Source organism: Streptomyces sp. NRRL F-5650, assembly GCF_000721365.1.
Classification (GTDB): domain Bacteria; phylum Actinomycetota; class Actinomycetes; order Streptomycetales; family Streptomycetaceae; genus Streptomyces; species Streptomyces ardesiacus.
This window is the reverse complement of sequence record NZ_JOGV01000035.1, coordinates 122,543-134,786: the sequence shown is the minus strand read 5'-3', so window position 1 is coordinate 134,786 and position 12,244 is coordinate 122,543. Positions and strand designations below refer to the sequence as shown.

Sequence of the window (12,244 nt, the reverse complement as noted above, 5' to 3'; positions counted from 1 at the left end):
CGTGGTGGCGCACTTCCACTACGTGGTGTTCGGCACCGTCGTGTTCGCGATGTTCGCCGGATTCCACTTCTGGTGGCCCAAGTTCACCGGCAAGATGCTGGACGAACGCCTCGGCAAGATCACCTTCTGGACGCTGTTCACCGGCTTCCACGGCACGTTCCTGGTCCAGCACTGGCTGGGGACGAACGGCACTGCCGTTCTTCTACAACATCTGGAAGACCGCCAAGTACGGCAAGAAGGTCGAGGTGGACGACCCGTGGGGCTACGGCCGTTCGCTGGAGTGGGCGACCCCCTGCCCGCCGCCGCGCCACAACTTCCGCACCCTGCCGCGCATCCGCAGTGAATCCCCCGCCTTCGACCTGCACCACTCCCCCGCGGCCGGCGCGGAGCGGGAGCTGACCCTCCGGTGACCGGCCGGGAGCACCGTCCCGCTGCCGTCCGGGGGCTGATCGACGAGATCGAGGGTCATCTGCTCCTCGCCGCGACCCGCGAGGAGGGGCGTACGGCCGCCGCGCGCTTCACCGCGCCGTTCGACTGGCTGGGCGACGACCGGCGCCGGGAGGTGGAGGAACGCTTCGAGGCCGAGTACCTCGTCCTGGCCCGGCGCTCCTGGCAGCGCACCGCCGAACGCGCCGGGCAACTGCGCGCGGACTACGAGGCGCGCTACCGCACACTGCGGCGACGGCTGCTGGCCGGCTGTCTGGTGGGGGCGTGCGCGGTGCTCGGGTACGTGGGTGTCCTGGTCCTGGTACGGGGGTAGCCGGCGCGTCGCCTCAGCGCGGGGGCAGTCGGTGCAGTGCGACGTCCGCGAGGCGGCCGTCGGTGACCGTGGCGGTCATGTACGTGTGGTACGGCTGACGGCGGCGGTCGGTGGGCGAGCCCGGGTTGAGCAGGCGCAGGCCGGTGGCGGCGGTGGTGTCCCAGGGGATGTGGCTGTGTCCGAAGACCAGGACGTCGAGGTCGGGGAAGCGGGCGGCGCAGCGGGCCTCGCGTCCCTGTGCGGCGCCGGTCTCGTGCACGACGCCGAAGCGCAGGCCACCGAGGTCGGCCCGGGCCACCTCGGGCAGTCTGGCGCGCAGGGCGGGGCCGTCGTTGTTGCCGTACACCCCGACGAGCCGGCGGCTGCGGCTCTCCAGCAGGTCGAGGGTGGCCGTGTCGACCCAGTCGCCCGCGTGCAGGACGACGTCGGCGTGCGGCAGTTCCGCCAGCAGCGGCGCCGGGAGTTCCCTGGCCCGCTTGGGCAGGTGGGTGTCGGACGTGATCAGCAGACGCACGGCCTCCAGTTTAATCGACAGGTAAAACTGTGCAGTCTCACCTGGACAGTCTTACCTGTCGAATTTACCGTGGGAGCGGGCGCCGGCCGGCGATCCCCGCACCGTCCGAGCAGCATCTGAGAGGCACCACCCCATGGCCGTCACCGCCCTCGACCCGCGCACCGCCCTTGTCGTGATCGATCTCCAGGCCGGTATCGTCGCCGCGCCGACCGAGCCCTACTCCGGTGCCGAGGTCGTCGCCCGCAGCGCCGAACTGGCCGACGCGTTCCGGGCCCGGGGGCTGCCCGTGGTGCTGGTCCGGGTCTCCTTCGCCGCCGACGGCGCGGACGCCGTGCCCGGCCGTACGGAGGCCGGGGCCGGCGGTCCGCGGCCCGAGGGCTGGGACGTCGTCGTCGGCGAACTGGCCGGGCACCCCGGCGACATCACCGTCACCAAGCGCAACTGGGGCGCCTTCCACGGCACCGGGCTCGACGTCATGCTGCGCCGCCGCGGCGTCACCCAGATCGTGCTGACAGGCATCGCCACCAGCATCGGCGTGGAGTCCACCGCCCGCGCCGCCCACGAGCACGGCTACCACGTCACGCTCGCCACCGACGCGATGAGCGACATGAGCACCGAGGCGCACCGCGGCAGCGTCGAGCGGATCTTCCCGCGCCTGGGCGAGACCGGTACGACGCGGGAGATCCTGGACCTGCTCGCCAAGACGCACGGCTGACCGGCCGGACAGCCGCCCGTCAGCCCACGTCCGTGCGCCGCTTGAGCGGCTCCCACCAGGCCCTGTTGTCCCGGTACCAGGCGACGGTCTCGGCCAGTCCGGCCGTGAAGTCGCGCCGGGGCCGATAGCCCAGTTCCTCGCGGGCCTTGCTCCAGTCGACCGCGTAACGCAGGTCGTGACCCTTGCGGTCCGCGACGTGGACCACCCGGTCGGGGCCCGCCCCGCAGGCGTCCAGGAGCAGGCCGGTGAGTTCACGGTTGCTCAACTCGGTGCCGCCGCCGATGTTGTAGACCTCCCCCGCCCGGCCCCGGGTGCGCACGAGGTCGACGCCCCGGCAGTGGTCGTCGACGTGCAGCCAGTCGCGGACGTTGCGCCCGTCCCCGTACAGCGGGACCCGGCGGCCGTCCAGCAGGTGGGTGACGAACAGCGGTACGAGCTTCTCGGGGAACTGGTGCGGGCCGTAGTTGTTGGAGCACCGGGTCACCCGTACGTCCAGGCCGTGGGTGCGGTGGTACGACAGGGCCAGCAGATCGCCCGACGCCTTCGAGGCGGAGTACGGAGAACTCGGCCGCAGCGGATGCTCCTCGGTCGCCGCGCCGGACGCCACGGAGCCGTAGACCTCGTCGGTGGAGACGTGCACGAAGGGCCCCACGCCGTGGCGCAGGGCGGCGTCCAGCAGGTTCTGGGTGCCGGCGACGTTGGTGAGGACGAAGTCGGACGCGGCCTGGATCGAGCGGTCCACGTGGGACTCGGCGGCGAAGTGCACGACCTGGTCGGCCCCGGCCGTCAGCCGGTCGACGAGCGCCGCGTCGCGGATGTCGCCGTGCACGAACTCCAGCCGGGGGTGGCCGAGGTCGAGGTTGGCGGTGGTACCCGCGTAGGTGAGGGCGTCCAGGACGGTGATACGCGGTGCGCCGGGCCCCTCGGCGGCCAGGAGAGTGCGCACGTACCGGGAGCCGATGAAGCCGGCGGCGCCGGTGACCAGGATGTTCATGGGCGGTTCTGTGCCTTGCTGCGGTCGGGGTGCGGGCGTTGCGGGGCGTCTGTGACGCTACCGGTGTGCCCTTCGTCCCCCGCGAGCGGCCCCGGACACACTCCGCGCCGGCACGGAGCCGGCGCGCTGGGCGGTGCCGCCGCCCTGGGGCTCGTTCAGTCCTCGCCCCGGACGATGTTCGACTCCAGGCCCGGTGGCGGAGTGCGGGTGGTGCCGCCGTCCTCGACGGCCGGCACACACGTGCGCGGCACGCCCTTGCTCCGCAGTCGGCGGGGTCCCGGCCGGGGCGGGACAGGTCATCGCCTCGGCGATCGCCTCCAGGCACGCGCGGTCCTCGGCGTCGAACCCGCCCGGGTGCTCGGTCAGGGCGAAGAGGCAGCCGCCGCCGTCCCCGCTCACGGGAAGGACGGCGAGCGAGAAGCCGCTCGACGGCACGTGCCGCGACTCCGCCGATCCGGCGAACTCCTCCGGTCCGATCCACACCGGCTCGCCGGCACGGCGGGCGTCCGCCACCGGGGAGCCGCCGGCGGCGGGGTAGCTGTCGCGGACGCCGTACAGGGTGCGCGGCACGCCGACCGCCTCGGCCAGGCAGAGCAGCTCACGGTCGTCCCCGGGCATGTACAGCGCGGCGAGGGAGGCGCCCGCGAACACCAGGGCCTGTTCGAGGAACCGGCGCTGCCGGTCCCCCGGCACCGGTGTGGCCGCGACCGCCTTCAGGGCGCCCTCCGCACGCAGCACCCTGGATCCGCGTTCCGCAGTGCCCTCTTCGACCACGTCGCCCATTACAGCGCTTACGGGACATCTGCGCAGCCCCTACGTCCCGGGCGCCGGCCGGGCCGACGGAGCGGGGCTCCGGGGCCACCGGGTCACCGGGCGCAGCCCGCCCGGTGCGCGGCCAATGCGGTGCGTAGGGCCACGCATCCCCACCCGCCACGTGCCCGCCGACCTGGAGCGCCTCCGTCGGGCACCCGGGACACCGCCTCGCCCCGCCGCCGGGAGCCGGCACACGCCCCGCCGGAGGGAAAGCCGGTCCCGCCGGAGGCAGGGCCGGGCCGCAGGGGGCCGGCCGGGTCGAGGGCCGGGCGGCGGAGGCGGCGTCAGCCCGTCAGTCCCCCGGCCCCCGAGCCGTCCCCTGCCACTCCACGCGCACCCGGGTGCCCCGCACCGGCACCCGCGCCCTCACCAACGTCTCCGGCTCCCGCTCCGGCTCCGGCTCCGGCTCCGGCTCCGGCACCCGTCTCCCCGCCGTCGGCTCCCTCGCCCGCGCCCGCCGCCTCTCCCGCGCCCGCGCGCTCGCCCCCGAGGGTCGCGCCGACCGCGGTCAAAGCCGTGGTGACCGGCTGGAAGAAGGTCTCGCCGCCGGTCGTGCAGTCGCCGCTGCCGCCGGAGGTCAGGCCGATCGCGAGGCCGTCCCTGGTGAAGAGGGAACCGCCGCTGTCGCCCGGCTCGGCGCAGACGTCGGTCTGGACGAGGCCGGTGACGGTGCCCTCGGGATAGTTGACGGTGGCGTCCAGGCCGAGGACCCGGCCGTCGGCCAGTCCGGTCGTGCTGCCCATGCGGAAGACCTCCTGGCCGACCGTCGCCTCGGCGGCCCCGCTGATCGGCAGGGTCTGGTCCCCGAGGTTCACCTCGCTCGGGGCATCCGCCGCCGGGTCGTCGTACCTGACGAGCGCGAAGTCGCCCTGCCCGGGGAAGACCGCCTGGTCGACGGTGGCGATCGGCCGTCCGCCCTGCGCGTCGGACCACTGGGCGGCCGCGACGCCGCAGTGACCGGCCGTCAGGAAGGCGGGCGAGCCGTCGCCCGCGGTGACGTTGAAGCCGAGCGAGCAGCGCGCTCCGCCGCCGAAGACCGCGTCGCCGCCCGCAGCGAAGGTGGTGAAGGTGCCGGCGGACTTCCTGATCGTCGCCATGCCGGAACCGAGGCCCTCGACGGCGGACTCCAGGCGGTCCCACCGGTCGCCGGTGACGGTGCTGTCGGCGGTCACGAGGATCCTGTTGGCGCGCGGGTCGATCGCCCACGAGGTGCCGGGGATGTTCGCCTCGGACTTCAGGGTCCGCGCGCCGCTGCGCAGTTCGCCCATGCTGTTGTCCACCTCGCGGACCTCCGCGCCCGCCCGCTTCGCCCGCACGACGGCCTGGTCGTCGTCCCCGGGGACGACGTTGACGACGAGCCGCCGCGCGTCGGAGTCGTAGTAGGAGCCGGCGAAGGTGTCGCCGAGCAGGCCGGCGAGGCGTGCGGCGAGATCCGGGGCGTCGGCGGCCTTGAGGGTCCGGGGCGCCGCCGCCTCGTCCGGCGAGCCGCCGTCCTGCGCGGCGTCGGCGTGCGGGAGCAGGAGGGCGGCCGCGCCGAGCGCGATCACGCCGCCCGCCGCGACGGCGGCCCTGCGCTTGGGAATTCGTTTGTGACTCAACCTGCTCGACCTCCTGGGACCGGGACCCGTGCCCACCGGTCCGGCAACTGTTGGGGGCGCCTGGACGGCTGTTGGTACGCACGGGCCGCGCGGGGCGTTCATCCGGACCGCCCGATCGCCCCGCAGGCCGCACCCAGACGTCGTGGTCCGAAGTCGCAGGGACCGCACGTCACTTCGGGCCAGTACCGCACCCTCGACGTCCACCCTCCGCGTCCACCCGGTGACGCAACGTGCCGAGCAGGGAGCGGAATGACCGCTTCAGCGAATCTGCACATCGAATGCCCAACCCGGTCACCCCCGTCGGAGCATCCGCACAGGCCCCCGGCACCCCGTACGCCTTTGGGCCCGGAGTGCCCCAATCGCCTCCGCGCGGGCAAGGGGTCGTACGAGCCGATCTCGCGCAGCGTGTGAAGAAGTCTGCGCGAAGGGGTGCGTACTCCTGCACGCTTGGGTGCCCGGTCGTCGCAAGTGCGCTGGTCGGAGGGGTGGTTGATTGGAAGCCCGAACCGGCCGCGTGCTTTGATCCATCGCACCGCGGGGGCCGCGGACAGCTCGGGAAACGGGCGTCCGGCGCCCGCGGTCGCGGCCGTCATCTGTCCCCAGAGGGGGCCGCTCCCCCCTTGTGAAATGGCTCTACGAAGGGAAGTTCCATCATGAACTCCACCCCCCAGGTCGAGACCGTCGAGATCTCCGACGCCGACCTCGACAACGTCTCCGGCGGCCTGAACGTGAACGCCGTCGGCACCGTCACCGGCCTGGTGGACGGCGTCGCCCCGGTCTCGGGCCTGCTCAACACCGCCGTCGGCACCGTCGAGGGTGTCACCGGCCTGAACACGGCCCCGGTCACCAACCTGGTCGCCGGTCTCTGATCGCGCCCCTGCGTCGCCGAGTCCCGGAGCCGCCCAGGCTCCGGGGCTCGTCGGCCGTTGTCGCTCTTCGGCCGTTCTCCTCCAGCCCGGGATACGTCAGCCGTGCAGTTCCGCCAACAGGCCCTCTCCAAACTCCAGTCGCCGGAGGAGCTCGATCTCCCGGTGCGTTTCGCCCGTCCCCAGGGCTGGCTGGTGCTGTCCGTGACCGTGGTCGCGATGGCCGCCGCGTCCGTGTGGGCCGTGGGCGGCTCGGTGACCTCCACGGTCGACGCCCCCGCCGTCCTCACCCACGGACAGGGCAGTTACCTCCTGCAGAGTCCCGTCTCGGGCCAGGTCACCGCGGTCCTGGCGCGGCCGGGGCAGCGGCTCGAGGCCGACGCGCCCGTGCTGAGGGTCCGCACCGCCGAGGGCGCTAGCGTGGTCCGCACGGTCGACGCCGGCCGGGTCACCGCGCTCGCGGCCACCGTCGGGCAGATCATCCGCACCGGCGCGAACGTCGCCGCCGTCGAGAAGGTCGCCCATGCCGACGACCCCCTCTACGCCACCGTGTACGTGCCCGCCGAGAACGCCGCCGCCGTCCCCGCGCACGCCTCCGTCGACCTGACCGTGCAGTCGGTGCCGGCCCAGCGGTACGGCGTCCTGCACGGCGAGGTGGAGTCCGTCGACCGCTCGGCCCAGTCCGCGCAGACGATCGGCGCCTTCCTCGGGGACGAGGCGCTCGGCGAGCAGTTCACCAAGGAGGGCAGACCGGTCGCCGTGACGGTGCGGCTGACGACCTCGGCGTCCACGGAGAGCGGCTACGCGTGGTCCTCAGCGGAGGGGCCGCCGTTCGGGCTCACCTCCATGACCCTGGCCTCCGGCTCGATCCGGCTGGCCGACCAGCGTCCCGTCGATTGGCTGCTGCCGTGAGCGCCGCACAGGAGACCCGGGGCCGGCGCCGTGCCGCACCGCCGAGGCGCGGCGTGCCCAAGAGCCGTGCGAAGACCGTCCGTACGCCCACCGTGCTCCAGATGGAGGCCGTGGAGTGCGGCGCGGCCTCCCTCGCGATGGTGCTCGGGCACCACGGCCGCCATGTCCCGCTGGAGGAGCTGCGGATCGCCTGCGGGGTCTCCCGCGACGGTTCGCGCGCCAGCAACCTGCTGAAGGCGGCGCGGAGTTACGGGCTCACCGCCAAGGGCATGCAGATGGACCTGGCCGCGCTCGCCGAGGTGGCGGCACCGGCGATCCTGTTCTGGGAGTTCAACCACTACGTCGTCTACGACGGCATGGGCCGCCGGTTCGGACGGCGCGGGGTGTTCGTCAACGACCCCGGCAAGGGCCGGCGTTTCGTGTCCCTGGAGGACTTCGACGGCAGCTTCACAGGTGTCGTCCTGACCATGGAGCCCGGCGAGGACTTCACCCGCGGCGGTCGCCGGCCCGGTGTGCTCGGCGCGATGCCGGCCCGGCTGCGCGGCACCGCCGGCACGCTGCCCGCCGCCCTGCTGGCGAGCCTCCTCCTGGTGGCGGTGGGTGCGGCGGTGCCCGCGCTGAGCCGTACCTACATCGACATGTTCCTGATCGGGAGGCAGACCTCGCTGCTCGGCGTGCTGTTCGCGTCGATGGGCGCCTGTGTGCTGCTCACGGTGGTGCTGACCTGGCTCCAGCAGGCCAACCTGCTGCACGGCCGCATCGTCTCCTCGACCCTGTCCAGCGCCCGGTTCCTGCGGCACCTGCTGCGGCTGCCGGTGACCTTCTTCTCCCAGCGCAGCCCCGCCGACCTGGTGCAGCGGCTGCAGTCCAACGACGCCGTCGCCGAGACGCTGGCCCGCGACCTGGCCGCGGCGGGCGTGGACGCGATCGTGGTCGTCCTGTACGCCGTGCTGCTGTACACCTACGACCCCCAGCTCACCTTCGTCGGCATCGGGGTGGCGCTGCTCAACATCGTCGCGATGCGGGTCGTGATCCGGCTGCGCGCGACCCGTACGGCGAAGCTGCGGGCGGACACGGCGCGGCTGACCAACACCGCGTACACCGGTCTGCAGCTGATCGAGACGATGAAGGCGACCGGCGGCGAGGACGGCTACTTCCGCAAGTGGGCCGGGCAGCACGCCACCACCCTGGAGGAACAGCAGCGGCTCGGGGTGCCGAGCGCCTGGCTGGGCGTGGTCGCGCCGACGCTCGCGACGCTGAACAGCGCGCTGATCCTGTGGATCGGCGGCATGCGGGCCGTCGAGGGCCACGTCTCGGTCGGTCTGCTGGTCGCCTTCCAGGCGCTGGTGGTCCGCTTCACGGCCCCGCTGACCCGGCTGAACGGCGTCGCGGGCCGCATCCAGGACTTCGCTGCCGACGTGGCGCGGCTGAAGGACGTGGAGGACTTCCGGGCCGACCCGCTCTACGACCGCCCCGGCGGCTCCGGCTCGACGCGCCGGCTGCACGGGCACGTCGAGCTGCAGAACGTCTCCTTCGGCTACAACCCGCTCGACAAGCCGCTGCTGAGCGGTTTCGACCTGACCGTCGGTCCCGGGCAGCAGGTGGCCCTGGTGGGCGGTTCGGGCAGCGGCAAGTCGACGGTGTCGCGGCTGATCTCGGGCCTGTACGCGCCGTGGGACGGGGTGATCCGCGTCGACGGGCAGCGGCTCGACGACATCCCGCGCGGGGCGCTGGCGGCCTCCGTGTCCTTCGTCGACCAGGACGTGTTCCTGTTCGAGGGCTCGGTGCGCGACAACGTGGCGCTGTGGGACCCGTCGATCCCCGACGACGCCGTGGTGGAGGCGCTCAGGGACGCCGCGCTGTACGACGTGGTGATGCGCAGGCCGGGCGGCGTCCACAGCCCGGTCGAGCAGGACGGCCGCAACTTCTCCGGCGGGCAGCGCCAGCGCCTGGAGATCGCACGGGCGCTGGTGCGCCGGCCCAGCATCCTGGTCCTGGACGAGGTGACCAGCGCGCTGGACGCGGAGACCGAGCTGGTGGTCATGGACAACCTGCGCCGGCGTGGCTGCGCCTGCGTGGTCATCGCGCACCGGCTGAGCACCGTACGGGACAGCGACGAGATCGTCGTCCTGGAGCACGGCACGGTCGTGGAGCGGGGGCGGCACGCGGAGCTGGTGGCACGCGGTGGCGCGTACGCCGCGCTGGTCGGGGAGCGCTGAGATGACGACCGTGCGGGAGGAACACGGCGACCTCGTTCTCGGCGCGCTCGGCGCGCTGGGCACGCGCGTCGACTGCGCCGGGTCCAACCGGCTCGACCTGGAGGGGCCGCAGGTGCTGTGGCTCGTGGTGTCCGGCGCGGTGGACCTGTTCGCGGTCGACGCCGCGGAGCAGGGCCACTGGCACCACCTGGGGCGCCTGGAGGCGGGTTCGGCGCTGCTGGGTCCGGTCGCGGGGCCGCGGCACACGCTGGTGGCGCGCCCGCTGCGGGACTGCGTGGTGCACCGCATCGGGCTGCGCGAGCTGTACCAGCCGGCGCCCGCCCAGACGTGGTCGTACGACGCGTACGGCAACCCGCAGTACGTGCCGCCGACGACGAGCCCGCTGGAGTACGCCCTGGCTCTCGGCGTGGGCCGGGGTCTGACCGTCCTCTTCCAGGCGCCGATGGCCGGCGAACGGACCGGCGCCCCCACCGACGACGACGTGTTCTGGATCCAGGTGCCGCCGGGCAGCGTGCAGTACGGGGCGGTCCACGGCGAGGAGGCCGCCGCCGACCTGCTGATGGACCCGGCGCTGTGGCAGGGCGTGGTCGACCAGCAGTACCGGCTGCTGACCACCCTGGACCGCTGGATCGAGCAGCTCGAACGCACCCACGAGACGCGGACCGCGGCCGGCATCGAGGCCGGTGAGGCGGTGCGCGCGCAGGCGGACCGGACGCTGCTGGCCTCCATCGGCAGCCGGAAGGCGCGGCGCGCCACGGCCGCCGACGCCGACGCGACGTACGCGGCCTGCCGGCTGGTCGCCCGCGCGGCCGGGATCCCGCTCGCCGAACCGGCCCGCGACAGCGCGGAGAGCGACCGGCTCGACCCGGTGGAGCGGATCGCGCTGGCCTCGCGCGTGCGGACCAGGTCGGTGCGGCTGGCGGACCGCTGGTGGCGGGAGGACGTGGGGCCGCTGGTCGGGCACCGCTCCCTGTCGGGGGCGCCGGTGGCGTTGCTGTGGCGGCGCGGCGGCTATGTGGCCGTGCATCCGGCGACCGGTCGTCGGACGCCGGTCGACAAGGCGAACGCCGGGGAGTTCGAGCCGCGGGCGGTGATGTTCTACCGGCCGCTGCCCGAGCGCCGGCCCGGTCCGCTCGGGCTGCTGCGGTTCTGTCTGGCGGGCACGCGCCGGGACCTGGCCGGTCTGCTGCTCGCCGGTCTGGTGACGGTGGGCCTCGGCGCGCTGGTCCCGGTCGCGACGGGCAAGGTGCTCGGCGAGTTCGTGCCGAAGGCGCAGACGGGGCTGATCGTCCAGGTGTGCCTCGCGGTGATGCTGAGCAGTGTCGTCGCGGCGGCCTTCATGCTGCTGCAGAACCTCACCATCCTGCGTCTGGAGGGCCGGATCGAGGCGACGCTGCAGCCCGCCGTGTGGGACCGGCTGCTGCGGCTGCCGACGAGGTTCTTCACCGAGCGCTCCACCGGCGAGCTGGCGAGCGCGGCCATGGGCGTCAGCGCGATCCGCAGGCTGCTGGCGGGGGTCGGACCGACGGTGGCACAGTCGGTGACCGTCGGGGCGGTGAACCTGGTCCTGCTGCTGTGGTTCAGCGTGCCGATGGCGCTGGCGGCGATCGGCATGCTGGTGGTCGTCGCCGGGGTCTTCCTGGGACTCGGGCTGTGGCAGGTGCGCTGGCAGCGGCGGCTGGTCAAGCTCACCAACAAGCTGAACAACCAGGCGTTCCAGACCCTGCGCGGGCTGCCCAAGCTGCGGGTGGCGGCGGCCGAGAACTACGCCTACGCCGCGTGGGCGGAGCGGTTCGCGCACAGCCGTGAGCTGCAGCGGCGGGCGGGGCGGATCAAGAACCTGAACGCGGTGCTGGGCGCAGTGTACCTGCCGCTGTGCACGCTGCTGATGTTCATGCTGCTCGCCGGTCCGGCGCGCGGCTCGATGTCGGCGGCCGAGTTCCTCACCTTCAACGCCTCGGTGACGATGCTGCTGACCTCGGTCACCCAGGTGACCGGCGCGTTCGTGTCGGGGGTGGCGGCGCTGCCGCTGTTCGAGGAGATCAGGCCGGTGCTGGAGGCGGCGCCCGAGGTGCGCTCGGCGAGCACCCGGCCGGGGCCGCTGTCGGGGGCGGTCGAGGCGCGCAGGCTGTCGTTCCGGTACACCGACGACGGTCCGCTGGTCCTGGACGACGTCTCCTTCGCGGTGCGTCCGGGCGAGTTCGTCGCGGTGGTCGGCCCCAGCGGCTGCGGCAAGTCGACCCTGCTGCGGCTGCTGATCGGCTTCGACCGGCCGCTGTCGGGCAGCGTCCTGTACGACGGCCAGGACCTGGCCGCGCTGGACCAGTCGGCGGTGCGCCGGCAGTGCGGGGTGGTGCTCCAGCACGCGCAGCCGTTCACGGGGTCGATCCTGGACGTCATCCGCGGCACCGAGCCGTACACGCCCGAGGAGGCGATGGCGGCGGCCGAGATGGCGGGGCTCGCGGAGGACATCAGGCGGATGCCGATGGGCCTGCACACCATCGTGTCGGGCGGCGGCGCGGTCTCCGGGGGCCAGCGGCAGCGGCTGATGATCGCGCAGGCGCTGATCCGCCGCCCGCGCATCCTCTTCTTCGACGAGGCGACCAGCGCCCTGGACAACGCGACGCAGCGCACGGTGATCGAGTCCACGAAGGCGCTCGACGCCACCCGAGTCGTGATCGCGCACCGGCTGTCCACGGTGCTGGACGCGGACCGGGTGATCGTGATGGAGGACGGCAGGGTCGCCCAGCAGGGGCCGCCGGCCGAGCTGCTCACCGACACGGGAGGCCGGCTGCACGAGCTGGTGCGGCGCCAGTTGGCCTGACCGGCGCTCGAACGGGTACGTGTTGCCCT

10 protein-coding genes and 1 pseudogene are annotated in these 12,244 nt (G+C 73.5%); 7 read left to right on the top strand and 4 right to left on the bottom strand.

Annotation, left to right across the window (positions count from 1 at the left end):
- Positions 1 to 410 (top strand): annotated as a pseudogene (locus IG88_RS41690) (cbb3-type cytochrome c oxidase subunit I); the annotation flags it as partial.
- Complete coding sequence (locus tag IG88_RS0127345) at positions 407 to 760, top strand: hypothetical protein (RefSeq protein ID WP_037836775.1); 354 nt, start codon at positions 407 to 409, stop codon at positions 758 to 760. The pseudogene IG88_RS41690 and the gene IG88_RS0127345, both read left to right, overlap by 4 nt.
- A gap of 13 nt (positions 761 to 773) precedes the next feature.
- Here IG88_RS0127345 and IG88_RS0127340 read toward each other — a convergent pair whose 3' ends face one another.
- The gene (locus IG88_RS0127340) at positions 774 to 1,274 is read right to left on the bottom strand and encodes a metallophosphoesterase family protein (protein WP_031046616.1); all 501 of its coding nucleotides are present in this window, start codon (positions 1,272 to 1,274) and stop codon (positions 774 to 776) included.
- Positions 1,275 to 1,407: 133 nt separating this feature from the next.
- Between IG88_RS0127340 and IG88_RS0127335 the strand changes: the two genes are divergently transcribed.
- Positions 1,408 to 1,989 (top strand): hydrolase, encoded by a 582-nt coding sequence (locus tag IG88_RS0127335; RefSeq protein WP_031046609.1) that lies wholly within the window; start codon positions 1,408 to 1,410, stop codon positions 1,987 to 1,989.
- 19 nt (positions 1,990 to 2,008) lie between these two features.
- Here IG88_RS0127335 and rfbB read toward each other — a convergent pair whose 3' ends face one another.
- From rfbB to IG88_RS0127320, 3 genes are all read right to left on the bottom strand, one after another.
- Positions 2,009 to 2,983, bottom strand: a complete 975-nt coding sequence (gene rfbB / locus IG88_RS0127330; RefSeq protein ID WP_031046607.1) for a dTDP-glucose 4,6-dehydratase — start codon at positions 2,981 to 2,983, stop codon at positions 2,009 to 2,011.
- A gap of 57 nt (positions 2,984 to 3,040) precedes the next feature.
- Positions 3,041 to 3,766 (bottom strand): GAF domain-containing protein, encoded by a 726-nt coding sequence (locus IG88_RS45330; RefSeq protein ID WP_031046604.1) that lies wholly within the window; start codon positions 3,764 to 3,766, stop codon positions 3,041 to 3,043.
- 314 nt (positions 3,767 to 4,080) lie between these two features.
- Complete coding sequence (locus tag IG88_RS0127320; RefSeq protein ID WP_031046601.1) at positions 4,081 to 5,394, bottom strand: S1 family peptidase; 1,314 nt, start codon at positions 5,392 to 5,394, stop codon at positions 4,081 to 4,083.
- A gap of 653 nt (positions 5,395 to 6,047) precedes the next feature.
- Here IG88_RS0127320 and IG88_RS0127315 point away from each other — a divergent pair.
- From IG88_RS0127315 to IG88_RS0127300, 4 genes are all read left to right on the top strand, one after another.
- Positions 6,048 to 6,263, top strand: coding sequence for a hypothetical protein (locus IG88_RS0127315; protein WP_030399642.1), 216 nt, complete (start codon positions 6,048 to 6,050; stop codon positions 6,261 to 6,263).
- A gap of 102 nt (positions 6,264 to 6,365) precedes the next feature.
- Positions 6,366 to 7,172, top strand: a complete 807-nt coding sequence (locus IG88_RS0127310) for an HlyD family efflux transporter periplasmic adaptor subunit (protein WP_031046598.1) — start codon at positions 6,366 to 6,368, stop codon at positions 7,170 to 7,172.
- The gene (locus IG88_RS0127305; RefSeq protein ID WP_031046594.1) at positions 7,169 to 9,391 is read left to right on the top strand and encodes an NHLP family bacteriocin export ABC transporter peptidase/permease/ATPase subunit; all 2,223 of its coding nucleotides are present in this window, start codon (positions 7,169 to 7,171) and stop codon (positions 9,389 to 9,391) included. Before IG88_RS0127310 ends, IG88_RS0127305 begins: the two co-directional genes overlap by 4 nt.
- A gap of 1 nt (position 9,392) precedes the next feature.
- Positions 9,393 to 12,215: an NHLP bacteriocin export ABC transporter permease/ATPase subunit gene (locus tag IG88_RS0127300; protein ID WP_031046592.1), complete on the top strand. Its 2,823-nt coding sequence runs from the start codon at positions 9,393 to 9,395 to the stop codon at positions 12,213 to 12,215.
- Positions 12,216 to 12,244: the final 29 nt, after the last annotated feature.